The following is a 24,702-nucleotide window of genomic DNA, read 5'->3' as shown; positions in this document are numbered from 1 at the left end:
GGCCCGCGCAGTGCGATTCTGCGTCTGCTCCCGGTGAGAACTACAGCGGGATGTTCTTGTGGCGGCCGCGGCGCGCCGGAGCCTCGGCCAGCGCCTGAGTCAGCTTGCTGCGGGTGTGCGCCGGGTCGATCTTCTCGTCGACCACACCGATGTCGATCGCTGAATCGACCCCGCCGGCGATCCGCTCGTGCTCCTCGGCCAGCTTGTTGTGCAGCTCTTCGCGCTCGTGCTCGGGCGCTGCCGCCAGCTTCTTCTTGTGCAGGATGCCGACGGCCGCCTTGGCGCCCATCACTGCGACCTCGGCGTCCGGCCAGGCGAACACCTTGGTGGCGCCCAACGACCGCGAGTTCATCGCAATGTAGGCCCCGCCGTAGATCTTTCGGGTCACCAGGGTGACCCGCGGGACCGTCGCCTCGCCGAACGCGTGCAGCAACTTGGCGCCGCGGCGCACCACGCCGCCCCACTCCTGGTCGACACCCGGCAGATAACCGGGCACGTCAACGATCACCACCAGCGGAATGCCGAACGCGTCGCACAGCCGCACGAAACGCGCTGCCTTCTCGGCACTTTCGGAGTTCAGGCAGCCGCCCAGCCGCAGCGGGTTATTGGCCAGCACGCCGACCGTGCGGCCCGACAACCGGCCCAGCCCGACCACCATCGACGGCGCCCACTTGGCCTGGAACTCGTCGAACGGCACGTCGTCGTCGAGCAGCGCGGTCACGATCGGGTGCACGTCGTAGGCGCGCCGTGGCGACTCCGGCAGCAGCGCATGCAGGTCGCTGTCCTGGGCCTCGGCCTTCGCGCGGTCGAAATGTCCTTGCTGGCAGAACAATCCGACCAGCCGGCGGCCGCGCTCGTAGGCGTCGAGCTCGTCGTCGGCGACGATGTGGCACACCCCGGACTTCTTGTGGTGGGTGTTGGGCCCACCCAGCGACGCCATGTCGACGTCCTCGCCGGTGACGCTGCGCACCACGTCTGGACCGGTGACGAAGACGCGGCTGTCCGGTGCCATCACGATCACGTCGGTCAGCGCCGGCCCGTAGGCTGCGCCGCCGGCGGCGAAGCCGACCACCACCGAGATCTGCGGGATATACCCGGATGCCCGGATCATCGCCTCGAACACCAGGCCGACGGCGTGCAGCGCCCGCACGCCCTCGGCCAGCCGGGCACCGCCGGAGTGCCAGATACCCACGATCGGGCTCTGCTCCTCGATGGCGGTGTCGTAGGCGTTGACGATGTGGGTGCACCCCTCGATGCCCATCGCACCGCCCATGACCGTGCCGTCGGTGCAGAACGCGATCGTGCGCACCCCGTTGACGGTGCCCGCGGCGGCCAGCACCCCGGAGCGGTCACGCTCGTGCAACAGCTTGACGCTGTCGTCGTCGAAGAACGTGGTCAGACGCAGAAGCGGATCGCGGGGATCGAGCGACTCGCCAACCGCCTCCGGGGCCATGATCGTCATCGCAGGTCTCCTCCTCGAGGCGGCGCCTCGGTATCAGTACCGGCCAAATGCCAGGGCTACGTTGTGTCCACCGAATCCGAACGAGTTGTTGATCGCGTACCGGTAGTCACCGGGTCGCGGCTTGCCCGCAACCACGTCGAGGTCGATCTCGGGGTCGAGATTGACCAGGTTCAGCGTCGGCGGAATGATCTGGTCGCGCAGCGCCAGCACGGTCAGGATCGACTCCACCGCACCGACCGCGCCGACCGAGTGGCCGAGCGCCGACTTCGGTGCGTACACCGCCGCGTTCCCGCCACCCGGGCCGAGCGCGTTGTTGATCGCCTTGCCCTCGGCCAGGTCGCCGACCGAGGTCCCGGTGGCGTGCGCGTTGACATGGGAGATGTCGGCCGGTGTCAGGTCGGCCAGCTGGATCGCCCGGGTCATCGCATGCCCGGCGCGCTCGCCGTTGGGGTCCGGGGCGACCATGTGGAAGCCGTCGGAGGTGACGCTGGCGCCCATTATCCGTGCCAGGATGTTGGCGCCCCGGGCCTTGGCGTGCTCCTCGGTCTCGATGACCAGCAGCGCGCCTGCCTCACCGAACACGAAGCCGTCACGGTCCTTGTCGAACGGGCGGCAGGCACCGGCCGGGTCGTCGTTCTTGGTCGACATCACGATGCGCATCTGGGCGAACCCGGCGATCGGCACCGCCTCGATCTTGGTCTCAACGCCACCGCAGATCGCGATGTCGGCCTCGCCGAGCACGATCTGCTGCCACGCGCGCGCGATGCCCTCCGAGCCTGAGGCGCACGCCGACACCGGGGTCATCACTCCGGCCTTGGCGTGCCGTTCCAGCCCGACGGCCGCGGATGCGCCGTTGGGCATGTACATCTGCACGGCCAGCGGCGAGACCGCCTTCATGCCACGCACCCGCATGTCGTCGTAGCTGAAGACCAGCTCCTCGGTCGAACCCATACCGGTGCCGATCGATACCGCCAACCGGTTGGTGTCGACCTCTGGTGCGCCGGCGTTGTCCCACACCCGGCGGCCCAGCACGGTGGCCATCTTCTGCAGGTAGCCCATCCGGCGGTTCTCGATACGGTTCAGCTGGCTGTCGAACTCCTCGACGAGGTGTCCGCCGATCCGAACCGGCAGGTCGTACTCCTCGACGAACGGGTCGTCGAGCGTGCGAATCCCGCTTTGCCCGTCAAGCAGCAGCTTCCACGTGGTCTCCGCATCGGTTGCAAGGGCAGTCGTCATGGCAATGCCGGTGACGACGACATTGGGGAAGCCCTTCCCCGTGGCCAACGATGCCATTGGTCTTCCGAAACTTCCTTTCGTGCTAGTCCGGCGCTACTTCGGGCCGTTTCCGGCCCGAAGCGTCACCGGACGTCGTGCTCAGTACCGCCCGAAGGCGAGTGCAACGTTGTGCCCGCCGAACCCGAACGAGTTGTTGATGGCGTACTTGTACTCGCCATAACGGGGTTCGCCGGCCACCACGTCGAGATCGATTTCCGGGTCGGGGGTGTGGTAGTTCAGCGTGGGCGGGATGACGCCGTCGCGCAGCGTCAACACGGTCAACACCGACTCCAAAGCGCCGACCGCTCCGATCGAGTGGCCCAGCGCTCCCTTCGGGGCGTACACCGCGGCGTTTTCACACCCGGCGACCCGAATGGCGTTGGCCTCGGCCGTGTCACCGATCGGCGTGGCCGTGGCGTGCGCGTTGATGTGGTCAATGTCCTTGGGGGACAAGCCCGCCAGCTCCAACGACCGCTGCATCGCCTTGCCGGCACGCACGCCGTCCGGAGCCGGCGCCACCATGTGGAAGGCGTCCGACGTGATGCCGGCACCCATCAACCGGGCCAGCGGCGTGGCGCCACGGGCCTTGGCGTGCTCCTCGGTCTCGATGACCATGAGCGCGCCCGCCTCGCCGAACACGAAACCGTCGCGGTCCTTGTCGAACGGGCGCGACGCCCCTTCGGGATCGTCGTTTCGGGTCGACATGGCCCGCATCATCGAGAACGCCGCGATGGGCAGCGCCTCGATGCCGCCCTCGACACCACCACACACGGCGATGTCCGCGTCACCCATGACGATCTGCCGCCACGCGTGCGCAATGGCCTCCGAACCCGACGAACACGCCGACACCGGGGTCATCACCCCGGCGCGGGCGCCCAGCTGCAGACCCACGGTCGCCGCGGCGCCGTTGGGCATGATCATCTGCACGGCCAGCGGCGACACCTTGCGGGGGCCGCCCTCGTTCATCAGGTCGTAGCTTTCGACGATCCGCTCGGCGCCGCCCAGCCCGGTGCCGACCACGACGGCGAACCGGTCCGGGTCGACCTCGGGGCTGCCTGCGGTCTCCCACAGCTGGCCGGACAGCAGCTTGGCCATCCGCTGGACATACGACATGCGCCGCAGTTCCAGCCGGCCCATGTGGTCGTCGACGGGCTCCTTGAGGTGTCCACCGATCTTGACGGGCAGATCCCACTTGGAGACGAACTCGTCTTCGAGGACGTGGATGCCGCTCTCGCCGGCCAACAAACCCTTCCACGTGCTCTCGATGTCCGGCGCGATCGACGTCGTCGCCGTGACGGCGGTTACCACAACATTGGGGAAACCGCCGTTAGCAGTGGAAGGTTTGGTCACTTGCTCTCTGCTTCCAGCCTGGCGCGGACGGCCTCGACCTTGTCGGGGTTCTCCGCCTCGATCTTTTCGCGGATGGCAGCGGCAGCCTCGGGGTTCTCTTCCTCGAGCTTCTGGATGTAGTTCACGACGTCACCGACGGTGCGGAGCCCTGCGAGGTCCTCGTCGGGGATCTTGACGCCGTACTTGTCCTCGGTCTGCACCGCGATCTCGACCATCGACAGCGAGTCGATGTCCAGGTCGTCGACGAACGACTTCTCCGGTGTGATCTCGGACGGCTCGATGCCGGTGACCTCTTCGATGATCTCGGCGAGACCGGCGATGATTTCTTCCTGAGTGACGGGCACGGTGAGCTTCCCTTCGTAATGTGTTGTGTTACTGGATGAAACGTGCGATATGCGGTTGTACTGGCGGCGAGACCGGCGTTAGAGCTCCGTTAACCCGTCCAGGTCTGCGGGGGACTTGACGGCATGCGTCGGGACCCCGCGAAGTTCACGCTTGGCGATGCCCGCGAGCGCGCCCGCGGGCGGGAACTCGATGATCGCCGTGACATTGCGCTGACGCATGGTCTCGGTGCACAGATCCCAGCGCACCGGACGGGTCAGCTGCGCGACGAGTTTCTCCATCGCGTCGGTGCCCGACGATACCGGTGCTCCGTCGCGGTTCGACAGCAACGTCGTGGTGGGCTCGGCCGGCGTGATCTTCGCCGCCGCTGCGGCATAGCCGTCGAGCGCCGAGCTCATGAACTCGGTGTGGAAGGCGCCTGCGGTAGCCAGCGGGCGCACCCGGGCTTTGGCCGGTGCGTCTTCGGCGAGCTTCTGCAGCGCGTCCAGGCGGCCGGCGGCGACGATCTGGCCGGCGGCGTTGCGGTTGGCGGCGACCAGATCGAGTTGCTCGAGCCGCGCCAGCACCTCGGCTTCGTCGCCGCCCAGCACGGCCGACATGCCGGTCGGCTCGTTGGCGCAGGCCTTGGCCATCTCCGCGCCGCGGGTGGCGGCCAGCGAGACAGCTTCATCGGCCGAGATCACGCCGGCGATCGCATAGGCCGCGATCTCGCCGACGGAGTGGCCGGCCACGACGGTGGCGGCGCCGAACCCTCGTCGGGTGAGCTCCTGGTGGGCCAGCAGTGTGGCGGCCACGACCAGCGGCTGAGTGATCGCGGTGTCGGTGATCTCCTCGGCCGAGGCGGTGGTGCCCAGCCCGGCAAGATCGAGGCCACTGGCCGTCGACCACGCGGCAAGCTGGTCCGCCGCGCCGGGCAGTTCCAGCCACGGCGACAGCATTCCGGGAGTCTGCGATCCCTGTCCGGGCGCAAGCAACGCAATCACGTGTTTAAGAGAACACTGTGAAGACGGTTTTGCGGGGTGTAACAGATTATGAACCTTGTCTTAGGTTTTTGTGGAGACCCCACAAAACGGCTTTGGATGCGATCTGTTTGATATCGTGCCGCAACTTGGTCACTCGACGCGGTGCCCGGCGGAGGGCTCGACCAGGTCCTTCGCCACCGGTGTGGTGACCGGCGTCACAGTGTTGGTTGTGCTGCTGGTGTGCTGCGCCTGGTAGGCGAGGTGACCCACGGTAGCTGCCACCCGCAGCACGTAGGCGTCGCGGGGCTGGGTGGGGTCGCGTCCGGTGAAGTCGGCGATCCGGCGCAGGCGGTAGCGCACGGTGTTTGGATGAACGAACAACTTGCGGGCGCAGGCCTCGATCGCACCGCCACAATCTAGATAGGCGTCCAGCGTTTCGGTGAGGGTCGGTCCGGCGTCGGCCAGCGGCCGCATCACATCGGTGTGCAGCGCCGCGATCGCCGATGCGTCGCCCATCAGCGCCCGTTCCGGCAGCAGTTCGCGGGCCAGCACCGGCCGCGGGGCGCCGCTCCACCCGGCGACGGCGTTCATGCCGGAGATCGCCTCGCTGGCGCTGTGGTAGGCCGCCGTGAGCATCGGTGCCGTCGGCCCGATCACCACCGGGCCGTCGGAGAAGGCGGCCATCAGGTCGCCGAAGAACTTCTCGGTCGGCGTGAGCTGGCCCGAGACGATCGCCACCAACCATGTGCCGTGCACGTCGGTGAGCGCCGCACGGCCGTGACGGGTGGCGATGTCCCGGACGTCCTGGCTGGCGTGCACGTCCCGGCCCGGCGCCGGGGTGCCCACCACCACCGTCGCCGGCGCGGTGGTGTCCCAGTTCAGCGCGGCGGCCCGGGACAGCAGCTCGGGGCCGGTGTCGCCGCGCACCACCGCGTCCACGACGCTGGCCTCCATCCGGCTGTCCCAGGTGCCGCGGGCCTCGGCGGCGTCGGCGTAAGACGTGGCGGCGGTGAAAGCCAGGTCGCGGCTGTACTTGAGGATGCCGACGGTGAGTGCGGTGACCTCCTCTTCGGAGCGGGCCACCATCGGGACCACTTCCTCGAAGAACTCCATCGTGATCCGCACCATGTCGACGGTGTGGCGCAACGCGATTCGGTTTCGCAGCTCCTGCGGCACCAGCTCGAAGGCCTGCGCGGTGTAGCCGATGTTGCTTTGAGGGTCGCGCATCCACTCGACGAAGTTCACCACTGCCGTCTGCACCACCAGCGCCACGCTGGCGCGTTGCGATGCTTCCAGGTCGGCGAAGAACGGCAACCGGTCCTGCATGGCCGAGACGGCCTCGGTGGCTATCCGGCCAGAAAGCTGCTTGAGCCGCCGCAGCAGCGACTCGGGCGCCGCGTCCAGCAGTCCCAGCGTCGTGCGCGGCAGCACGAACTGCCCACTATCCTTGTCGACCACCCCTAAAAGCTACGCCGCTTTTCTGGATGTTTTCGCCAAGCGCGGCCCGGACCGGCTTGCTGAGTGTGCGGCTGGCCGCACACTCGGCAGTCAGCGTGCGGCCAGCCGCACGTTCGGCGAGCCGTTACGCCACCCCCGGGTCGGAGGTCTGCCCCGGCGCGGCCTGTACGTCGTCGATCTTGTACTGGCGTGCCGCCGCGACCGGCACCGATGGGTCGATCTCGCCGTCGCGGGCCAGCGCCTCCAACACGGCGACGACCTGCGACTCGGCGTCGGTGTTGAAGTAGCGACGGGCGGCGGGCCGGGTGTCGGAGAAACCGAAGCCGTCGGTGCCGAGCGTGACGTAGGTGTTCGGCACCCAGGGCCGGATCTGCTCGGGCACCGCGCGCATCCAGTCCGACACCGCGACGACGGGGCCGCTCGCCTGCGACAACGCCTTGGTGACGTAGGCCTGGCCGGCCGGCCGGTCCGGGTGGCGCAGCTTCTCCCGCTCGATGGCCACGCCGTCGCGGTTGAGCTCGCTCCAGCTGGTCACCGACCACACGTCGGCGGCGACATCCCACTCGGCGGCCAGCATGTCGGCGGCCTGCAGCGCCGACGGCATCGCCACCCCGGAGGCCAGGATGTGCGCCGTGTTGGCGCGGCGCTCGCCGGCCGGCCGATAGCGGTAGATGCCCCGCAGCAGGCCCTCGGGGTCGAAGTTCTCCGGCTCGGCGGGCTGCACGTACGGCTCGTTGTAGACGGTGATGTAGAAGAAGATGTTCTCCGGGTTCTCGCCGTACATCCGGGCCAGCCCGCTTTCGACGATGTAGGCGATCTCGTAGGCGAACGCGGGGTCGTAGGAGACCACTGCGGGATTGGTGGCCGCCAGTAGCAGCGAATGCCCGTCGGCGTGCTGCAACCCCTCGCCGGTGAGCGTGGTGCGCCCCGCCGTGGCGCCGAGCAGGAACCCGCGGGCCATCTGGTCGCCGGCCGCCCACAGCCCGTCGCCGGTGCGCTGGAAGCCGAACATCGAATAGAAGATGTAGATCGGGATCATCGGCTCGTTGTGCGTCGCATACGACGTGCCTGCGGCGGTGAAGCAGGCCACCGAACCGGCTTCGTTGATGCCCTCGTGCAGGATCTGGCCGATTTCACTTTCCTTGTACGCCAACATCAGTTCGGCGTCGACGGCGGTATACAGCTGGCCGTTACGGTTGTAGATCTTCAGCGACGGGAACCACGAGTCCATCCCGAAGGTGCGGGCTTCGTCGGGAATGATCGGCACGATCCGCGGGCCAACCTCCTTGTCGCGCAATACTTCTTTGAAGGTGCGCACCGTAGCCATGGTGGTGGCCACCTCCTGGTTGCCCGACCCCTTCTTCAACGCCTTGTAGGTGTCGCGACCGGGAAGCGCCAGCACCTTGGACTTCGTGCGGCGCTCGGGAACGAAGCCGCCGAGGGTGCGACGGCGGTCGAGCAGGTAACGGATCTCGGGGGCCTCCGAGCCGGGGTGGTAGTACGGCGGCAGATAGGGGTCTTCCTCCAGCTGTGCGTCGCTGATCGGGATCCGCATCGAATCGCGGAAAGCCTTAAGGTCTTCCAGCGCAAGCTTTTTCATCTGGTGCGTGGCGTTGCGGCCCTGGAAGTGGGCGCCCAGCGAGTAGCCCTTGATGGTCTTGGCCAGAATCACCGTCGGCTGGCCTTTGTGGTCGACGGCGGCACGGTAGGCGGCGTAGACCTTGCGGTAGTCGTGGCCGCCGCGCTTGAGGTTCCAGATCTCGGCGTCGCTCATGTTGGCCACGAGCGCCTTGGTGCGCGGGTCGCGGCCGAAGAAGTGGTCGCGCACGTAGGCGCCGTCGTTGGCCTTGTACGTCTGGTAGTCGCCGTCGGGCGTGGTGTTCATCAGGTTGACCAGCGCACCGTCGCGGTCGGCCTGCAGCAGCGCGTCCCACTCGCGGCCCCAGATCACCTTGATGACGTTCCAGCCGGCTCCCCGGAAGAACGACTCCAGCTCCTGGATGATCTTGCCGTTGCCGCGCACCGGGCCGTCGAGACGCTGCAGGTTGCAGTTGATCACGAAGGTCAGGTTGTCCAGTCCCTCCAGCGCGCCGACGTGAGCCAGGCCCCGGCTTTCCGGTTCGTCCATCTCCCCGTCGCCCAGGAAGCACCACACGTGCTGGTCGGAGGTGTCCTTGATGCCGCGGTCGTGCAGGTAGTGGTTGAACCGGGCCTGGTAGATGGCGTTCATCGGTCCCAGGCCCATCGAGACGGTGGGGAACTCCCAGAAGTCGGGCATCAGCCGCGGGTGCGGGTAGGACGGCAGGCCGCCGCCAGGGTGACTGTGTTCCTGGCGGAAGCCGTCGAGTTGCTCGGCAGTCAACCGACCCTCTAAAAACGCGCGCGCGTAGACGCCGGGGGAGGCGTGGCCCTGGATGAAAACCTGGTCCCCGCCGCCCGGATGCGACTTGCCGCGGAAGAAGTGGTTGAAGCCGACCTCGTAGAGCGCGGCCGAGGAGGCATAGGTCGAAATATGGCCTCCCACACCGACTCCCGGCCGCTGCGCGCGGTGCACCATGATGGCCGCGTTCCACCGGATCCATGTCCGGTAGCGGCGTTCGACGTCCTCGTCGCCGGGGAACCAGGGCTCCAGCTCGGTCGGGATCGTGTTGACGTAGTCGGTGGACGTCAGCGCCGGAATGGCGACCCGCTGCTCGCCGGCGCGTTCCAGCAGCCGCAGCATCAGGTAGCGGGCCCGCGCCGGACCGGAGCGCTCCAGCAGCTCGTCGAAGGACTCCAGCCACTCCGACGTCTCTTCCGGGTCGATGTCGGGCAGATACGACGCCACCCCTTCGCGGATCACCCGCACCCGGTCGTGTTCGCTTGGGTTACTTGAGTTTTTCGCCAGATCGTGGCGTACGAACTCGGTAGTCAACGCACTACTCCTTGTGTGGCGGTTCAAGCTTGTGGCCCATCCCGCCGTGTTGTTTTCGGTTGTGTCCCTCTATCGTGCCGCACGCGAGCCCCTGCCGCGTAGGGGCCTTCGGAACCGGTAACGTCAGTCGGTGTGCTGGTCCGATTGCGCATTGGCCTGCTGGTACTCGGCAGTGTCGCGGCGATGTTGATGGCGATCGTCGGGTGCACCAGCGTCACCGAGGGCACCGCCACCGTCGACACCGCGGTTGCCCCCGCCTACCGGGCGTCGGTGTCGGCATCGGTGTCGGCGTCGTCGGCGACCTCACGGATCCGCGAGACGCAGCGCCAGCAGTCGCTGACGACGCGGGCGGTGGTCAAGGCGTGCGAGTCGTTTGCGAACAGCAGCAAGGAAGCCATCGACAAGGTGAATGCCTTTGTGGGGGCGTTCAATCAGGGCGGCGACACCGCCGCGGCCGAAGGCCCGGCCATCGACGCGCTCAACAACAGCGCCGACGTCGTCGCCGGAAGTATCAGCGACCCGTTGTCGCAGGAGCTGCGTGAGGCGCTGAACGCTTATGTCGATGCGACCCGGGACGTTGCGAAGGCCATCCGGGCTCACGCGCCGACGTCGGAGTTCAACCAGCGCGTCGATCAGCTCAACGACACCAAGTCCAGAACGGTCAAGGCGTGCCTTGCGTACTCGTGACGCCGACTGCTGTGCAACGATAGTGCCCATCGCACGGCGTGTTGGTGCACAAGACTAAGGAGGCGCACGGTGGTGGCGGCGGACGACGCCCCGAGCTACGCCCGCAAACTGGGCATCCAGAAAGGTCAGGTTGTCCAGGAGTGGGGCTGGGATGAGGACACCGACGACGACATCCGCGCCGACGTCGAGGAAGCCTGCGGCAGCGAACTGCTCGACGAAGACACCGACGAGGTAGTCGACGTCGTGCTGTTGTGGTGGCGCGACGGCGACGGAGATCTGGTGGATACCCTGATGGACGCCATCACCCCGCTGGCCGACGACGGCGTCATCTGGGTGTTGACCCCCAAGACCGGCCGACCCGGTCATGTGCTGCCCGCCGAGATCGCCGAGTCGGCGCCCACCGCCGGCCTGATGCCGACGTCGTCGGTGAGCCTGGGGGATTGGAGCGCCAGCCGGTTGGTGCAGCCCAAGTCGCGGGCTGGGCGGCGCTGATGCTGAGCGTCGGAACCGAGGCGCCCGACTTCACCCTGCGCGACCAGAACCAGCAGCCGGTCACCCTGTCGAACTACCGCGGCGACAAGAACGTGCTGCTGGTGTTCTTCCCGCTGGCGTTCACCGGGATCTGCCAGGGCGAGCTCGACCAGCTGCGTGATCACCTGCCCGACTTCGAGAACGACGACAGTGTGGCGCTGGCGATCTCGGTCGGCCCGCCGCCCACCCACAAGGTGTGGGCCGCCGGAAGCGGTTTCCTGTTCCCGGTGTTGTCGGACTTCTGGCCGCACGGCGCGGTCAGCCAGGCCTACGGCGTGTTCAACGAAAACGCCGGCTATTCCAACCGGGGCACCTTCGTGATCGACCGGTCCGGCGTCATCCGGTTCGCCGAGATGAAGCAGCCCGGCGAGTCCCGCGATCAGCGGCTGTGGACCGACGCGCTGGCAGCACTGAAGGCGTGAGGATCGTAGCGATCGCCGGCGTTTGGGCGCGGCTCGCGCAGCCGTGTAGCCTGTCGCGGCACGGGCGCGTAGCTCAGTGGTAGAGCTCTGGTTTTACACACCAGCGGTCGGCGGTTCGATCCCGTCCGCGCCCACCCCGTTCTGACCCGAGATCCAGGATCGGCTGCCGGCGAGCACGACGGCATGCACTGCTCGCGCGATCCGGGCGCCGACCGCCGAGCGCGGCCCGCCATAGGTCTCCGCGATCCCGTCCGTCGGACAGTGCACGACGATAGCGTCGGAAGCCGTTCCAGTGGCGCGTATCCCGGCGTCGTGCAGCGCCTGCACCTTTGCTTCCGTCGCGGTTGCCACGGCGTTGACGAGGGCCGCCTCGGAAAGCCTTGTCGGAACGGCCACGACGACGTTGATCGTGCCCGGCCGGTAGCTCGCGGTCTCCTCGCGCCGGAAGTGCCCGTCGGGAGCCGCCGCCCACGCCGGACTGGACAGCCCGACGGTGGCCGCCACGTGCACGCCGCCGTCGGTGGCGACGTGGTGGCGGGTCACGTCGACCGCGGTGAGCAGACCGCAGCCGGTGCCGCGAAGGCCCAGCGCGGCGCCGATCTCGGTCAGGTGACGGTCGGGATCCAGCCGGTCGTAATCCAAAGCGACCGTTGCGTTGACCAACCAGTCCCGGGGGCCGATGCCGCCGCCGAGCGGGCCTGACGAGATGCATAGTCGCGGCTCGCCGAATCGCCATACCAGTACCGGAATCCGCCGATGTCCCTCCACCCGCATCGTCAGCCTGGGATCCACGGCCTCATCTTGGCGTGCCAGCGGGCTACCCCTTCACTGCGCCCGGCGGGGCGAAGAACTCCAGCGCGATCCCGTCCGGGTCGCGAAAGCTCAGGCCCGAGCCGTAGCCGGCGTCCACAATGCCGCCGTGGTGGGCGCCGAGTTCGTTCAGCCGGGTCAGCCACGTCTCCAGCTCGGCGCGGTTGGCGCAGCCGAAGCCGACATGGTCGAGGCCGACGCGGAATTCGCTGAATCGCTCGTCCGGAGCCGAACGCTCGTGTTGATGGACACCGAACAGCGTGCCCCCTTCGAGCATCCACACCAGATGCCGGAAGCCGCCGTCGGTGTGCTCGTCGAGCACCGGGTCGGTGCCGAATAGTTGGCGGTACCAGGGGCCGCTGACCTCGATGTCGCGCACGGTGATTGCGACGTGGTTGAGCGCAGGGAATGCCATCTGGTCCGCCTCTCTTTTCGGAAATGTGACCTGGGTCTCAAACCCAGAACGATGAGGTCAGCAACACATTTACTAAGGTCGGCTAATCGGTCACGATAGTTAGTATGACTTCGCAGTTGACGCCCGAACGTACGACGTCCCGTCCCCGCAAGACCGAAGAAACCAACGAGCGCATCCTTCTGCAGCCGTGGTTTTGGACGGCAGTGCTGTGCATGATCGCCATGGTGCTGCTCGTGATGTTCGGCTAACCGCTACACGATTCGCCAGCCGCGCCGCGCGCGGAATCGCATGTCCCACAGATAAAGCCGATAGCCGAATATCCATACCGGGTGCGGGATCAGCCCGTCGGCCACCCGTAGCGCGGATAGCAGCCACTCGAAGCGTCGCTGCTGGGATTGCGACCAGTCCAGCCGCATCATCGCCCGGAACTCCGGGGGCAGGAAACCTGTCGTTGCGAACAAGTTGAAACGGCCCAGCGTGCGCAGCGGCCAGGGCAGGAACACCATCGACGCCACTCCGTGAAGGTGCTCGCGGACCGGCGGATCGATGTGCAGCTCGTCGAGGGTGCGCTTCCAGTACTCGTCGAACGCGACTCGGTCCGGCGGCCACATGCCGTCGCGCACCTGCAGCGTGGTGCCCAGCCGCTTGGCGTCTTGATAGACGGCGTCGGCGCTGGCGTCGTCGAGCGGGCCGTGCAAGAACTCGTGCTGATCGACGAAGTAGCGGTACAGGCAGGCGGCCACCCACAGCTGCAGCCGCGGATCAAAAGCGTTGTAGGACACTGGGCTTGACGGTCGGGAGCGCACCTGCCGATGCGCGGTGTCGACGGCCGCGCGGATCAGCTCCCGGTCTTGTTCCGTGCCGATGGTGGCGACGGCGAGATACGTTCCGGTGGTGCGGGCCCTCTTGAACGGGTGCTTGTAGACGTTGCCGCTGTCCACCGGGCTTTCCAGGACGCCGTAGCCGACGCCGGGCAACGACAGCTGCATGATCACGTTCGCGGCGGGCAGCAGCAGGGCGGCGGGGTTCAGCAGGTCGGCGACACCGGATCGCTTCATGAACCCGAGTAGACCACGTGTGAGAGGCTGCCGGGGTGTTTGGGCGGACCCGGCTCGTCGGTGTGCTGGCCGGCTACCTGGCAGATGTGGTGTTCGGCGACCCGCGGCGCGGTCATCCGGTCGCTGGGTTCGGCGCAGTGGCCGCGGCGCTGGAGCGGTCCACCTACCGCGATTCTCGGGTTGCGGGCGCGCTGCATGTGGGCGTGCTGATCGGGGCGCTGGGCCTGCTCGGTGCGACGGCGCAGCGCTGGGCCGGGCGGCGGGGTCCGCTGTGGTTCGTTGCGGTAACCGGGGCGGCCACCTGGATGTCGCTGGGCGGCACGTCGCTCGCACGCACCGGATCGGCGATGTCGGAGCTGTTGAGCCGCGACGACATTGGCGGGGCCCGACGGCTGTTGCCGTCGCTGTGTGGCCGCGACCCGGAGCTGCTCGACGCCGACGGGTTGGCCCGCGCGGCGGTGGAGTCGGTCGCCGAGAACACCTCCGATGCGCAGGTGGCGCCGCTGCTGTGGGCCGCCATTGGCGGGGTTCCCGGCGCGCTGGTGTACCGCGGGATCAACACGCTGGACTCGATGATCGGCCATCGCTCGCCGCGCTATGCCCGATTCGGTTGGGTCGCAGCACGTTTGGACGACGCGGCCAACTATGTGGCCGCGCGGGCGACCGCGGTGCTGGTGGCGGCGTGCGCACCGGCCGTCGGCGGCTCACCTTCGCCGGCGCTGCGGGCGTGGCACCGCGACGCCGCCCGGCATCCCAGTCCGAACGCCGGCGTCGTCGAGGCGGCGTTCGCCGGGGCACTGGGCGTGCGCCTCGGCGGGCCCACGCACTACCAATACGGGCTGCAGATCCGGCCCACCCTCGGCGAGGGGCCGGCGCCGACGGTGGCCGACCTGCGCCGCGCGGTGCAGCTGTCGCGAGTGGTGCAGTTCGCGGCTTGCGCGTTGGTTATCGCCGCCGCCCGTAGCGGTCGCTGAGCTTCTCCTCGACGGTCTTCGGCGCCTGCTCCGATGCCGCTTTTTCGGCGCGGCGCGCGCGGATCTCGGCGTAGACGAAGTAGCCCAACAGGATCGGCGCAGCGATGCCGAACGAGATCCATTGGATGCCATACGACAAGAACGGCCCAGCGTCCAGATGTGGCACCCCGAGCACGCCGAGCCCGCCGGGCTGGTTGTCCACCAGCTGCAGATACGACCCGGCCAGCGGCACCCCGGTCAGCGTCGCTATCTGCTCGACGTCGATGGAATACACCTGTCGCACACCGTCTTTGGCGAACGGTTCCTTACCCGCCACCGGTGGCTCCGAGTCGCGCAGCCGCGCGGTGATGCTCACCGTCTCGGCAGGCGGCGGGGGGATCGGCGGCACCCGTGAACCCTGCTCGGGCCGCACGTAGCCGCGGTCGACCAGCACGGTGGGACCGCCGTCGACGACGAACGGCGCCAGGACCTCGAACGCCGGATCGCCGGCGACCACCCGCAACCTGGCCAGCACCTGCACGTCCGGCAGGTAATGCCCGGTCGCGGTCACCCGTTGCCACTGCGCCTGCGGCGCCGACGAATCCTGCTGCGGCAAGAGGGTTTTCACCGGAACCGGGTCCGTGCTCAGCGACTGCTCGATCTGCTTGTTCTCCCGCGACGTCTTGGTGTTCTTGCCCAGCTGCCACGGCGCGAGCACGGTGAAACACAGATAGGTGAACGCGATCACCACCACCGCCAGCGCCAGCCATCCCGGCCGCAACAGAAACCCCAGCCGTCGCATCATTGCTGGCCGTTCAGTTGCTCGTCGACCCACTTGTGCAGGCCAGGGAGGGCGGCCTCGATGGCGACGAACGCCGCCTCGAAGTCGTCGTGGTCGCCGTAATAGGGGTCGTCGACGTCGAGGGCGTAGGCACCCGAACGCGGGTCGAACGACCGCAGCATGCGGATCCGGCCCGCGTCGACGCCCAATTGCCGTAACGGCCACACATGATTACGGGCCAGCGCCACCACCAGGTCGGCGTTGAGGTGGTCGAGGTCGACCTGGGCGGCGCAGTGGTCGGTGGGGTAGCCGTGGGCACGCAGCACGCGGTTGGTCCGCTCGTCGGCGGCCTTGCCGATATGCCACCCGGCGGTACCCGCACTGGTGACCCGCACGACGTCGTTCAGGCCGCGCTGGGTGATCTGGTGGGCGAACATCTTTTCCGCCATCGGTGACCGGCAGATGTTGCCGGTGCACACGAACGTGATGTGCAGCCGCCGGTCAGACACCCAGCGCCCTCCGCAATTCGGCCACGGTCGCAACGCGCGGCACATCGGCGTCGTCGGCGAAGTCGGCCTGGCCGTAGCCCCAGCCGACCACCACCGCGTCGATGCCGTGCGCGGCGGCGCCGTCGACGTCGTGCACCCGGTCGCCGACCATCAGCACCCGCTCCGGCAGCGGCGCCAGCTGCGCCAGCGCATGAGCCAGCACGTCGGCCTTGCTGCTGCGCGAGCCGTCGACGCTGGCACCGGCGACGACCTCGAAATGCCCGTCTAGCCCGAAGTGGGCCAGGATGCGTCGCGCCGTCGGCTCGGCCTTAGAGGTGGCGACCGCCAGCCGCACGCCGGCGGCGCGCAGGTCCGCCAACAGCGGCACCATCCCGTCGAACACGCTGTTCATCGCCCAGCCGCGGGCGGTGTAGTCGGCGCGGTAGGCCGCGATCGCGGCGTCGGTGTGCTCGCCGAGCCCCATGCCGGCCAGGGTGTGGTGCATCGGCGGGCCGACGATCCGGCCGGCCAGGTCGCCGTCGGGCACCGCCGCGCCGACATGGCGCAGCGCGTGGCGGAAGCTGGACACGATCCCGGCCGCGGAATCAGTGAGCGTCCCGTCGAGGTCGAAGATCACCATGTGGGGAGGGCTGGCTGGCACGGTCCCATTGTCTCCGACGTGCTCACCTGCACCGTCGGCAGGACCGTTAGTGTTTCAAGGGTGGCGAGTCCGGACCCGACCCCGCTGGCGGCGGGGCGCTACCACGGCGATCAGGCCGCCGAACCCGGGATGCTCGACTTCGCCGTCAATGTCCGCGACATCCGACCGCCGCAGTGGCTGGTCGAGCGGCTGGCCGCCCGCCTGCCGGATCTGGCCGGCTACCCGGCGGCTGCCGACGAGCGCGCGGCGGTTCGGGCCGTCGCTGCCCGCCACCACCGGTCCGACGATGAGGTGATGTTGCTGGCCGGCGCGGCCGAGGGATTCGCGCTGCTGCCGAACTTGCGACCGCGGCTGGCCGCGATCGTTGCGCCGTCGTTCACCGAACCGCAGGTGACTCTGACCGGCGCAGGTATTCCGGTGCGGCATGTGGTGCTCGAGCCGCCGTTCAGGCTGGCCGGGATAGAGGTGCCCGACGAGGCCGATCTGGTCGTGGTGGGCAACCCGACCAATCCGACTGCGGTGTTGCACGCGCGTGAGCAGATCCTTGCGCTGCGCAGGCCGGGCCGGATCGTGGTGGTGGACGAGGCGTTCGCCGATTCGATTGCCGGCGAACCGGAGTCGCTGGCCGGTGACTCGCTGCCCGACGTGCTGGTGCTGCGCAGCCTGACCAAGAGCTGGTCGTTGGCGGGGCTGCGGGTGGGCTATGCGCTGGGCGCGCCCGAGGTGCTTGCGCGGCTGGGCTGTTCGCGGCCGCACTGGCCGCTGGGCACGCTGCAGTTGGCGGCGATCGCGGCGTGTTGTGCGCCCGAGGCGGTGGCCGAGGCCGCAGCGGGCGCCGCGCGGCTGGCAGGGCTGCGGGCGGAGATGGTAGCGGGGCTGGTTTCGTTGGGCCTCGAAGTGGTCGACGGTCGCGCGCCGTTTGTGCTGTTCACCGTGCCGGATGCCGAATTAATGCGAAAGCAATTGCACGCCAAAGGGATTGCCGTTCGGCGCTGCGACACGTTCGTTGGGCTGGACGGGTGCTACCTGCGGGCCGCGGTGCGCCCCGAGTGGCCGGTGCTCATCGAGGCTCTTGCCGAGGTGTTGCCGTGAGCGTCCGACTTGCCGACGTGATCGGCGTGCTCGACGAGGCGTACCCGCCGCGGCTTGCCCAGTCGTGGGATTCGGTGGGGCTGGTGTGCGGCGACCCCGACGATGCCGTGGAGTCGGTGACGGTGGCGGTCGACGCCACCACCGCCGTGGTCGACGAGGTTCCCGACGGTGGCCTGCTGCTGGCCCATCATCCGCTGCTGCTGCGCGGCGTGGACACCGTCGCGGCCAGCACCGCAAAGGGCGCGCTGATACACCGGCTGATCCGGTCCGGCCGTTCGCTTTTCACGGCGCACACCAACGCCGACTCGGCGTCGCCGGGCGTGTCCGACGCGCTGGCGCAGGCGCTCGGGCTGTCCGTCGAAGCGGTGTTGGAGCCGCTGCCCGCGGCGACCGATCTGGACAAGTGGGTGATCTTCGTGCCACCGGAAAACGCGGACGCGGTGCGAGGTGCGGTCTTTGCGGCGGGCGCCGGCGTCATCGGCGAGTATTCGCAATGTAGTTGGAGCGTCACGGGCACCGGCCAGTTCCTGCCGGGCGACGCGGCGACGCCTGCCATCGGCAGCGTGGGCGCCGTCGAGCGGGTGGTCGAGGACCGGGTGGAGGTTGTCGCGCCGGCGCGGGCACGCCGCGAGGTGCTCGCCGCCATGCGCGCCGCCCATCCCTACGAGGAGCCGGCGTTCGACATCTTCGTGCTGGCGGCAACGCCCACCGATGTCGGGTTGGGCCGCATCGGCACGCTGCTGCAGCCGGAACCGTTGCGCGACTTCGTCTCTCGCGTCAACGCGGGCTTGCCGAAGACGTCGTGGGGAGTGCGCGCCGCCGGTGATCCCGATATGCCGGTGTCGCGGGTCGCGGTCTGCGGCGGCGCCGGCGACTCGTTGCTGGACGCGGTGGCGAGGGCCGGTGTGCAGGCGTATGTCACCGCCGACCTGCGCCACCATCCGGCCGACGAACACCGCCGCGCCTCTGACGTCGCGCTGATCGACGTCGCGCACTGGGCCAGCGAATACCCGTGGTGCGACCAGGCCGCCGAGGTCTTGCGGTCGGCATTTGGCACTGCTTTGCGGGTACGGGTGTGCCCCGTCCGCACCGATCCCTGGAACGTCGACAACACCGCCGGAGGCCAACACACGTGAAAGCCGCAGTAGCCCAGCAGCGTTCGCTGCTCGAGTTGGCCGAGCTGGATGCCGAGCTGGCTCGCCTGACGCATCGGGCCGGTCATCTGCCCGAACAGCAGGACTACGAGCGGATACAGGCCGACCACGGCGCAGCCAACGACCGGCTGGCAGCGCTGCGAATCGCGCTGGAGGACTTGGACGCCCAGGTCTCACGATTCGAATCCGAGATCGACGCCGTGCGCCAGCGCGAAGACCGCGACCGCGCGCTGCTGCAATCGGTGGCCGATGCCAAGCAACTGTCCGAGCTTCAGCACGAACTGGAAACGCTGCAGCGGCGCCAGTCCAGCTTGGAGGATTCGCTGCTGGAGGTCATGGAGCGCCGCGAGGAACTGCAAGCTCGGCAGGACGCCGAACTGGCCGCGATCGACGGGCTGCAGGCCGAATTGAGCACCGCGCAACAGGCTCTCGACAATGCGCTCGCCGAAATCGACCAGACCCGACAGCAGCGCTCGTCGCGGCGCGACGAGCTGACCGCGGCCCTGGACCCCGAGCTGGTCGCGCTCTACGAACGGCAGCGCGCCCGCGGCGGACCGGGTGCCGGGCCGCTGCAGGGCCGCCGCTGCGGTGCCTGCCGGATCGAAATCGACCGCGGGGAACTCTCCCGGATCGCGACGGCCGCCGACGACGACGTGCTGCGCTGCCCGGAATGCGGAGCAATCCTTCTGCGGGTCAAAGGGTTTGGCCAGTGAGAGTCATCGTCGAAGCCGACGGCGGATCTCGTGGCAACCCCGGCCCGGCCGGGTACGGGTCGGTGGTGTGGTCGGCGGACCGTTCGGCCGTCCTGGCCGAGAGCAAGCAGGCGATCGGTCGGGCCACCAACAACGTCGCCGAATACCGTGGGCTGATCGCCGGTTTGGAGGAGGCCGCGAAACTGGGCGCCACCGACGTCGCCGTCTCGATGGACTCCAAGCTGGTGGTCGAGCAGATGTCGGGGCGCTGGCAGGTCAAGCACCCCGACCTGGCGCAACTGCATGCGCAGGCCCGCGCACTGGCGTCGCGGTTCGAGGCGATCAGCTATTCCTGGGTGCCGCGCGCGCAGAACTCTTACGCCGACCGGCTGGCCAACGAGGCGATGGACGCGGCGGCGGGGATCGAATCCGACACGGCTGCAACCGGAACCGAGCCTGCGACGGCGCCCGGATGGACCGGCGCGCGCGGTGCTGCCACCCGGCTGCTGCTGTTGCGGCACGGCCAGACCGAACTGTCGATCCAGCGGCGCTACTCGGGACGCGGCAATCCGGCGCTCACCGACCTGGGGTGGCGCCAAGCCGACGCGGCGGCGCGGTATCTGGCGCAGCGCGGCGGAATCGGGGCGGTGATCAGCTCGCCGCTGCAGCGCTGCTATGACACCGCGACGACGGCCGCCAAGGCGCTGGGTCTGGATGTGACCGTCGACGACGACCTGGTCGAAACCGACTTCGGCGGCTGGGAGGGTCTGACGTTTTCCGAAGCGGCTGAACGCGATCCGCAGCTGCATCGGCGTTGGCTGCGCGACACCAGCACCACGCCGCCGGGCGGGGAGAGCTTCGATGCCGTGCACCAGCGGGTCGTCCGGGCAAGGGATCGGATCGTCGAGGAACACGGCGGCTCTACCGTGCTGGTGGTGTCGCATGTGACCCCGATCAAGATGCTGCTGCGAATCGCGCTCGACGCCGGTCCCGGCATCCTTTACCGGCTACATCTGGACCTGGCGTCACTCTCCATCGCCGAGTTCTACCCGGACGGTGCGTCGTCGGTGCGACTGGTGAACCAGACGGCGTACCTCTAATCGGCGTGGAGATGCAGTCGCTCGCCGTGCTGGCCGAAGATCATGATGGCTTCCACGGGTCCGTCGACGGCGCCGAACCAGTGCGGTGTCCAGGTCGAGAACTCGACGGCCTCCCCGGGCCGAATGACGAAGTCCCGCTCGCCCAGCACCAGCCGCATGCTGCCGGCCAGCACATACATCCAGTCCTGGCCTTCGTGGACCGGTAGCTGCGCCGGGGGTCTGCGCCGACGCGCGCTGACGCGCACCTTGAAGGCGTGCAGGCCACCGGCCGGTCCGTGGCGTGTGAGCGGCCAGTACGTCACTCCGTGATGGGTGTGCGAGGCACCGCGCACCCGAGGGTCGGGCTGCTCGGGTTCGCGCAGCAGCTCGTCGGTGCTGACTGACAGCGCCTCGGCCAGACGGGGAAGATGATCCAGCGCCAGCCGGCGCTTTCCCGATTCCAGCCGGCTCAGCGTGGAGATGTCGATACTCGCGCGCCCCGCCACGTCTTCCAGCGTCATGCCGCGCTGCATGCGCAATTCCCGCAGCCGCCTGCGGACCCTGGTGTCGACCGTCTCATCCGCGTTTGCCCGCATGGCAAACAAGGTTGGCATTTTCGGCGCCCGGCTGCAAGCTCGCTGTATGGCAGCTGAATTAGATGAAGTACAGCAGTTTTGGGAGCAGCACTATGGCCGGGCCGACCGGATCTGGAGCAGTCGGGTCAATGTCCGGCTGGCCGAACTGGTTTCGGCCCTGAAGCCCGGTCGGGCGTTGGATCTGGGCTGCGGTGAGGGCGCCGATGCGATGTGGCTGGCCAAGCACGGATGGCAGGTGGTGGCCGTCGACGTGTCGAGGACCGCGTTACAGCGCGCAGTGGCCGACGCGCAGGAGCGAAACCTGCTGGATCGTATCGACTTCCAGCATCGCGACCTGTCCGAGAGTTTTCCGGACGGGACGTTCGACCTGGTGTCCGCCCAGTTCTTTCAATCGCCGGTGCGGCTGGAGCGCACGGCGGTGCTGCGCCGCGCCGCCGAAAGTCTGGCCCCCGGTGGCGTTTTGCTGGTCGTCGACCACGGGTCGGCGCCGCCCTGGTCACTGCACCAGGATCACCGATTTCCCAGCATCGCCGAGGTACTCGCCGACCTGCCGCCGGACAACGCCGGCTGGCATCGTGTGCGGGCCGAGGGTGTGCAACGCGAAGTGATCGGCCCGGGCGGCGAGCGTGCGACGCTGACCGACAACGTCATCGTGCTGCGACGGGAGGATCGTCAGGCGGCGTCGTGAAAGATCAGCCCGAGAGCATACCGCTCTCCGGAGCGGACTATCGAAAGACCATGCCGCACAGGTGATATGGACCAGCCACGGGCGGACCGTACCGGGCGATCGCGTGTGGTGAACACGTAGCCGTGGCCCTGCGGCAACTGCGTCGCGATCCCGCGCGATTGCGCCCGTCGACGTTGCTCGACAAGCAGGAACTCACCGCCGGTGTACTCGGTTTCCGGGTCGCTCAGGTTGATCACCACTTGAAGCGGAAACACCAAGTCGCCGTAAAGGTCCCGATGCAGCGCGTTCCAGTCGGCGGTACCGTATTTCAGCATCAGCGCCGTCGACCTGGACTGGCCCGCGGCATGACACATTCGCAGCCATTCGTCGAGCGTGTCTGGCCACGGGGCGTCGCGGCCGAGCTTGGTGTACCAGTCGCGCGCGATCGTCAGCAGCCGCGGATACAGGGCCTGCTTGAGCTCTTCGATCGGTTCGGGATAGGGCGCGTGGAAGTACCGATATTCGCCCGCGCCGTAGCGGTGCCGCTGCATGTCGATTGTCTTGCGGAACAACTCGTCGCGGACATAGAGCTTGCGCAGCTTCACCGCCTCGGCGCGAGTGAGGAGTCGGGGCAGCAGCGCACCGCCGTGGTCGTCGACCGCGGCGGTTACTGCGTCCCAGTCGGCAGCGGCGACGCGCTTGCGCCACCTATTGACCTGCGTCACCGTTCTCACGATAGGCAGTGTCGCCCGCCTCGTGTCTTGCGCCAGGAAAGTGGCAGGTTTTGTTGTTAAGTCTTGTTGAGGTAGGCCTGCTTGGGGGTTTGGTCGTTGAGGGCTTGGTGGGGGCGACGGGAGCGCAGTATCAGTCGACCGCGCCGCCGCCAGCGCGGGCGCCGTTGAGGATTCAAATCAGCGAGGTAGAAGCCGTCATCGGGATAACGCTCTCGCAACTGCATGCCGCGTAGCTGGCCTGCAGTTTCGGTAGCTAGTACGGTGGTAGCGCGGACGAGTTGGCCGGGCGGCCGCGGACCGTCGCAAGGCGGTTCGAGGAAAGTCCGGACTTCACAGAGCAGGGTGGTTGCTAACGGCAACCCGGGGCGACCCGCGGGAAAGTGCCACAGAAAACAGACCGCTACCTAGGTAGTAAGGGTGAAACGGTGCGGTAAGAGCGCACCAGCATTCCGGGTGACCGGGATGGCTCGGCAAACCCCACCCGAAGCAAGGCCAAGAAGACCGCACTACAGTGCGGTCGCGCAGGCGTCCGAGGGTTGCTCGCCCGAGCCTGCGGGTAGGCCGCTCGAGGCACCCGGTGACGGTGTGTCCAGATGGATGGTCGCCGCCGCGCCGCCAGCAATGATGGCGCGGTACAGAATCCGGCTTACAGGCCAACTCGCCCGCCCCGACTACCGCAGCTTCTTGCGCACCGCCTTGTCGAGTTTGCGCAGCGCCTTGGGCAATTGCCGCCGAGAGCTGCCGGCCAGGTCGGCCTCTTGCTGATACAGCAGGCCGAAGGTGAAGGTGTCCTCGCCAGCGGCGCTCGCGGCGTCGGCCTGCTGCTGTAAATGCGTGCGGCTGACCACGCTGTCCTGGTGCTCGCCGAGCAAGCTTTGAATTGCCTCCGCCCGCCGCGCTACCTTTTTCACGCCCACGGCCGCCGCGGTGTATCGAAGTCGCTTGGCGCGCTTGCGGATCCGGTGCAGAGCCGCATCGCGGCCGTCTTCGGGCGTGGTCGCCGCGGCCTTGGCGGCCTTGCGCACTCGTTTGTAGCCGGCGCCCACCGCCGGCTCCGGCTCCTGGCCCGGGCCGGTCGCCGCGGGTTCGGCCACCAGCGTTTCCAGGGCGTCGAGCAGCCGGAAGTATTGCGGCGAACGCATCGCCTCCAACGACCGCCGCAGGCCCGCCTGGTAGCGGTCGTGGGCCTCGTCGACCAGACGTTCCCGGACGCGTCCGCGCACCAGTTCCGGTGGCAGCCGGTCGAGCGCCCGCCGGTAGCGCTCAGCCAACACCTCGGTGTCGCGCGCTTCGCCCAGCACTGCGGCCAGCCCCCGCAATTGGTCGAGCACCCGGGTGTCGTCGGAGACCCCGAACGACTCCGGCGCGGCCCGTAACAGGCTGCGGATCTTGCGTGTCGCCACCCTCATCTGGTGTACGGCGTCGTCGACGTCGGCGCGCACGGCGCGATCCCAGACAAGCAACTGGTCGACCTGCTCGGCCACAGCGCGGCGCAGCGGATCGGCAGGTAGGGTCTGCGCATCGTGTCCGTCGAGCACCCGCGCCAACTTCGAGGCGTGCCGCGCCGGTGTGGCTCCCGCGTCGAGCAAGCGGGTGCTCAGCAAGTCCAGCAGTTTCGTGTCGGACCCCGCGAGTTCGACTTCCCATTCACGCCAACGCTGTTCGGCGCCGGCTTCGGCGGATGCGGTGACGCGGTCGTCGCAGAACTCGGCCAGCACCTCGCCGTCGGCGCCGGACAGCAGCTGCAATTCCCGGATTGTGCTGATCCGCGCAACCGGTCGCAGCGGGCGATCCCGCACGATCGCCAGTACCACATCTCGCAAGTCGTCGGGCACCGTGTCGCTCCGCGCCGCCCGCACCTCGGTGCGCGTGTCGGGGCCGGCCGGCAACTTCAGATGCCAACCGGCGTCGCTGCCACCGGTGCGGCGGCGCAACGTGATTCGATGCGACGCCAGATCATGATCGGGTGTATCGAAATACTCGGCATCCAGCGTCTGCGGCGGTCGCTTTTCGATTCGGCTGATGGCCGGGATACCCCCGAACGACGGCGGCAACGTCGACTCGGCGACGTCGAACTTGCGCTCGACCTCCACATAGCGCGGCATGTCGCGCTAGCCTA

The 24,702-nt window shown here is 68.3% G+C and carries 26 protein-coding genes, 1 tRNA gene and 1 other RNA gene; 12 read left to right on the top strand and 16 right to left on the bottom strand.

Annotation, left to right across the window (positions count from 1 at the left end):
• Positions 1-40: 40 nt before the first annotated feature.
• The 7 genes from MFM001_RS06610 to aceE all read right to left on the bottom strand — a co-directional run bounded on the left by MFM001_RS06610 (position 41) and on the right by aceE (position 9,763).
• The gene (locus MFM001_RS06610; protein ID WP_116374468.1) at positions 41-1,462 is read right to left on the bottom strand and encodes an acyl-CoA carboxylase subunit beta; all 1,422 of its coding nucleotides are present in this window, start codon (positions 1,460-1,462) and stop codon (positions 41-43) included.
• Between the two features lie 33 nt (positions 1,463-1,495).
• A complete protein-coding gene (kasB, locus tag MFM001_RS06605) occupies positions 1,496-2,755 on the bottom strand; it encodes a 3-oxoacyl-ACP synthase KasB (protein WP_116374467.1) in 1,260 nt (419 codons plus the stop codon).
• Positions 2,756-2,836: 81 nt separating this feature from the next.
• Positions 2,837-4,087 (bottom strand): 3-oxoacyl-ACP synthase KasA, encoded by a 1,251-nt coding sequence (gene kasA, locus MFM001_RS06600; RefSeq protein WP_116374466.1) that lies wholly within the window; start codon positions 4,085-4,087, stop codon positions 2,837-2,839.
• Positions 4,084-4,431, bottom strand: coding sequence for a meromycolate extension acyl carrier protein AcpM (gene acpM / locus MFM001_RS06595; RefSeq protein WP_045378203.1), 348 nt, complete (start codon positions 4,429-4,431; stop codon positions 4,084-4,086). The genes kasA and acpM overlap by 4 nt, the downstream gene beginning before the upstream one ends.
• Before the next feature lie 78 nt (positions 4,432-4,509).
• Complete coding sequence (locus MFM001_RS06590) at positions 4,510-5,412, bottom strand: ACP S-malonyltransferase (RefSeq protein WP_116374465.1); 903 nt, start codon at positions 5,410-5,412, stop codon at positions 4,510-4,512.
• 129 nt (positions 5,413-5,541) lie between these two features.
• Positions 5,542-6,849, bottom strand: coding sequence for a CdaR family transcriptional regulator (locus MFM001_RS06585; protein WP_116374464.1), 1,308 nt, complete (start codon positions 6,847-6,849; stop codon positions 5,542-5,544).
• A gap of 124 nt (positions 6,850-6,973) precedes the next feature.
• Positions 6,974-9,763, bottom strand: a complete 2,790-nt coding sequence (aceE, locus tag MFM001_RS06580) for a pyruvate dehydrogenase (acetyl-transferring), homodimeric type (protein ID WP_116374463.1) — start codon at positions 9,761-9,763, stop codon at positions 6,974-6,976.
• Positions 9,764-9,946: 183 nt separating this feature from the next.
• Between aceE and MFM001_RS06575 the strand changes: the two genes are divergently transcribed.
• From MFM001_RS06575 to MFM001_RS06560, 4 genes are all read left to right on the top strand, one after another.
• Positions 9,947-10,450, top strand: coding sequence for a hypothetical protein (locus tag MFM001_RS06575; RefSeq protein WP_238159006.1), 504 nt, complete (start codon positions 9,947-9,949; stop codon positions 10,448-10,450).
• Between the two features lie 69 nt (positions 10,451-10,519).
• The gene (locus MFM001_RS06570; protein WP_045378191.1) at positions 10,520-10,942 is read left to right on the top strand and encodes a DUF3052 domain-containing protein; all 423 of its coding nucleotides are present in this window, start codon (positions 10,520-10,522) and stop codon (positions 10,940-10,942) included.
• On the top strand, positions 10,942-11,403 hold the full coding sequence (locus tag MFM001_RS06565) for a peroxiredoxin (RefSeq protein ID WP_116374461.1): 462 nt from the start codon (positions 10,942-10,944) through the stop codon (positions 11,401-11,403). The genes MFM001_RS06570 and MFM001_RS06565 overlap by 1 nt, the downstream gene beginning before the upstream one ends.
• 62 nt (positions 11,404-11,465) lie before the next feature.
• Positions 11,466-11,537 (top strand) — tRNA-Val (locus MFM001_RS06560).
• Here the strand turns inward: MFM001_RS06560 and MFM001_RS06555 are convergent.
• Both MFM001_RS06555 and MFM001_RS06550 read right to left on the bottom strand, forming a co-directional pair.
• On the bottom strand, positions 11,497-12,171 hold the full coding sequence (locus MFM001_RS06555) for an adenosylcobinamide amidohydrolase (protein WP_116374713.1): 675 nt from the start codon (positions 12,169-12,171) through the stop codon (positions 11,497-11,499). The genes MFM001_RS06560 and MFM001_RS06555 overlap by 41 nt on opposite strands.
• 49 nt (positions 12,172-12,220) lie before the next feature.
• Entirely contained in the window at positions 12,221-12,628 is a 408-nt protein-coding gene (locus MFM001_RS06550; protein WP_116374460.1) for a VOC family protein, read from the bottom strand.
• 104 nt (positions 12,629-12,732) lie between these two features.
• Between MFM001_RS06550 and MFM001_RS24470 the strand changes: the two genes are divergently transcribed.
• On the top strand, positions 12,733-12,876 hold the full coding sequence (locus MFM001_RS24470) for a hypothetical protein (protein ID WP_160117997.1): 144 nt from the start codon (positions 12,733-12,735) through the stop codon (positions 12,874-12,876).
• A gap of 3 nt (positions 12,877-12,879) precedes the next feature.
• Here the strand turns inward: MFM001_RS24470 and MFM001_RS06545 are convergent, their stop codons facing one another.
• On the bottom strand, positions 12,880-13,686 hold the full coding sequence (locus MFM001_RS06545) for an oxygenase MpaB family protein (protein ID WP_192886869.1): 807 nt from the start codon (positions 13,684-13,686) through the stop codon (positions 12,880-12,882).
• Between the two features lie 35 nt (positions 13,687-13,721).
• Between MFM001_RS06545 and MFM001_RS06540 the strand changes: the two genes are divergently transcribed.
• Positions 13,722-14,660 carry a cobalamin biosynthesis protein gene (locus MFM001_RS06540; protein ID WP_116374459.1) on the top strand — a complete coding sequence of 313 codons (939 nt, stop codon included), beginning with the start codon at positions 13,722-13,724 and terminating at the stop codon, positions 14,658-14,660.
• Here MFM001_RS06540 and MFM001_RS06535 read toward each other — a convergent pair.
• Genes MFM001_RS06535 through MFM001_RS06525 form a run of 3 tightly spaced genes read right to left on the bottom strand, consistent with a single transcriptional unit; the run spans position 14,632 to position 16,548 of the window.
• Positions 14,632-15,441, bottom strand: a complete 810-nt coding sequence (locus MFM001_RS06535) for an SURF1 family protein (protein ID WP_116374711.1) — start codon at positions 15,439-15,441, stop codon at positions 14,632-14,634. The genes MFM001_RS06540 and MFM001_RS06535 overlap by 29 nt on opposite strands.
• The gene (locus MFM001_RS06530; RefSeq protein WP_116374458.1) at positions 15,441-15,929 is read right to left on the bottom strand and encodes a low molecular weight protein-tyrosine-phosphatase; all 489 of its coding nucleotides are present in this window, start codon (positions 15,927-15,929) and stop codon (positions 15,441-15,443) included. The genes MFM001_RS06535 and MFM001_RS06530 overlap by 1 nt, the downstream gene beginning before the upstream one ends.
• Positions 15,922-16,548, bottom strand: coding sequence for an HAD-IA family hydrolase (locus MFM001_RS06525; RefSeq protein ID WP_116374457.1), 627 nt, complete (start codon positions 16,546-16,548; stop codon positions 15,922-15,924). Before MFM001_RS06525 ends, MFM001_RS06530 begins: the two co-directional genes overlap by 8 nt.
• Before the next feature lie 81 nt (positions 16,549-16,629).
• On the opposite strand from MFM001_RS06525, the gene cobC reads away from it, so the two are divergent.
• From cobC to MFM001_RS06505, 4 genes are read left to right on the top strand one after another with little or no spacing between them, the layout of a single operon-like run.
• A complete protein-coding gene (cobC, locus tag MFM001_RS06520; RefSeq protein ID WP_116374456.1) occupies positions 16,630-17,661 on the top strand; it encodes an Rv2231c family pyridoxal phosphate-dependent protein CobC in 1,032 nt (343 codons plus the stop codon).
• Complete coding sequence (locus MFM001_RS06515) at positions 17,658-18,797, top strand: Nif3-like dinuclear metal center hexameric protein (protein ID WP_116374455.1); 1,140 nt, start codon at positions 17,658-17,660, stop codon at positions 18,795-18,797. The genes cobC and MFM001_RS06515 overlap by 4 nt, the downstream gene beginning before the upstream one ends.
• Complete coding sequence (locus tag MFM001_RS06510) at positions 18,794-19,528, top strand: zinc ribbon domain-containing protein (RefSeq protein ID WP_116374454.1); 735 nt, start codon at positions 18,794-18,796, stop codon at positions 19,526-19,528. The genes MFM001_RS06515 and MFM001_RS06510 overlap by 4 nt, the downstream gene beginning before the upstream one ends.
• Positions 19,525-20,607 carry a bifunctional RNase H/acid phosphatase gene (locus MFM001_RS06505; RefSeq protein ID WP_116374453.1) on the top strand — a complete coding sequence of 361 codons (1,083 nt, stop codon included), beginning with the start codon at positions 19,525-19,527 and terminating at the stop codon, positions 20,605-20,607. Before MFM001_RS06510 ends, MFM001_RS06505 begins: the two co-directional genes overlap by 4 nt.
• Here MFM001_RS06505 and MFM001_RS06500 read toward each other — a convergent pair.
• On the bottom strand, positions 20,604-21,182 hold the full coding sequence (locus tag MFM001_RS06500) for a helix-turn-helix domain-containing protein (RefSeq protein WP_116374452.1): 579 nt from the start codon (positions 21,180-21,182) through the stop codon (positions 20,604-20,606). The genes MFM001_RS06505 and MFM001_RS06500 overlap by 4 nt on opposite strands.
• A 46-nt stretch (positions 21,183-21,228) precedes the next feature.
• Here MFM001_RS06500 and MFM001_RS06495 point away from each other — a divergent pair, with 46 nt between their 5' ends.
• Positions 21,229-21,870: a bifunctional 2-polyprenyl-6-hydroxyphenol methylase/3-demethylubiquinol 3-O-methyltransferase UbiG gene (locus tag MFM001_RS06495; RefSeq protein ID WP_116374710.1), complete on the top strand. Its 642-nt coding sequence runs from the start codon at positions 21,229-21,231 to the stop codon at positions 21,868-21,870.
• Here the strand turns inward: MFM001_RS06495 and MFM001_RS06490 are convergent.
• Entirely contained in the window at positions 21,855-22,574 is a 720-nt protein-coding gene (locus tag MFM001_RS06490; protein WP_116374451.1) for a 2OG-Fe(II) oxygenase, read from the bottom strand. The two genes, MFM001_RS06495 and MFM001_RS06490, sit on opposite strands and share 16 nt — an antisense overlap.
• Before the next feature lie 283 nt (positions 22,575-22,857).
• On the opposite strand from MFM001_RS06490, the gene rnpB reads away from it, so the two are divergent.
• An RNA gene (gene rnpB / locus MFM001_RS06480) (RNase P RNA component class A) lies at positions 22,858-23,248 on the top strand.
• Positions 23,249-23,254: 6 nt separating this feature from the next.
• Here the strand turns inward: rnpB and MFM001_RS06475 are convergent.
• The gene (locus MFM001_RS06475; RefSeq protein ID WP_116374449.1) at positions 23,255-24,688 is read right to left on the bottom strand and encodes a CYTH and CHAD domain-containing protein; all 1,434 of its coding nucleotides are present in this window, start codon (positions 24,686-24,688) and stop codon (positions 23,255-23,257) included.
• Positions 24,689-24,702: the final 14 nt, after the last annotated feature.

Origin of the sequence: Mycobacterium sp. MFM001, assembly GCF_003402475.1 — a bacterium.
Taxonomy (GTDB): Bacteria; Actinomycetota; Actinomycetes; order Mycobacteriales; family Mycobacteriaceae; genus Mycobacterium.
This window is presented reverse-complemented; position numbering and strand designations above follow the sequence as displayed.

Coding starts and splice junctions, on each gene's coding strand:
- MFM001_RS06610 (WP_116374468.1), bottom strand. CDS start 1,462: ATGACGATCATGGCCCCGGAGGCGGTTGGCGAGTCGCTCGATCCCCGC.
- kasB (WP_116374467.1), bottom strand. CDS start 2,755: ATGGCATCGTTGGCCACGGGGAAGGGCTTCCCCAATGTCGTCGTCACC.
- MFM001_RS06575 (WP_238159006.1), top strand. CDS start 9,947: ATGTTGATGGCGATCGTCGGGTGCACCAGCGTCACCGAGGGCACCGCC.
- MFM001_RS06565 (WP_116374461.1), top strand. CDS start 10,942: ATGCTGAGCGTCGGAACCGAGGCGCCCGACTTCACCCTGCGCGACCAG.
- MFM001_RS06550 (WP_116374460.1), bottom strand. CDS start 12,628: ATGGCATTCCCTGCGCTCAACCACGTCGCAATCACCGTGCGCGACATC.
- MFM001_RS24470 (WP_160117997.1), top strand. CDS start 12,733: ATGACTTCGCAGTTGACGCCCGAACGTACGACGTCCCGTCCCCGCAAG.
- MFM001_RS06545 (WP_192886869.1), bottom strand. CDS start 13,686: ATGAAGCGATCCGGTGTCGCCGACCTGCTGAACCCCGCCGCCCTGCTG.
- MFM001_RS06535 (WP_116374711.1), bottom strand. CDS start 15,441: ATGCGACGGCTGGGGTTTCTGTTGCGGCCGGGATGGCTGGCGCTGGCG.
- MFM001_RS06525 (WP_116374457.1), bottom strand. CDS start 16,548: ATGGTGATCTTCGACCTCGACGGGACGCTCACTGATTCCGCGGCCGGG.
- MFM001_RS06500 (WP_116374452.1), bottom strand. CDS start 21,182: ATGCGGGCAAACGCGGATGAGACGGTCGACACCAGGGTCCGCAGGCGG.
- MFM001_RS06495 (WP_116374710.1), top strand. CDS start 21,229: ATGGCAGCTGAATTAGATGAAGTACAGCAGTTTTGGGAGCAGCACTAT.
- MFM001_RS06475 (WP_116374449.1), bottom strand. CDS start 24,688: ATGCCGCGCTATGTGGAGGTCGAGCGCAAGTTCGACGTCGCCGAGTCG.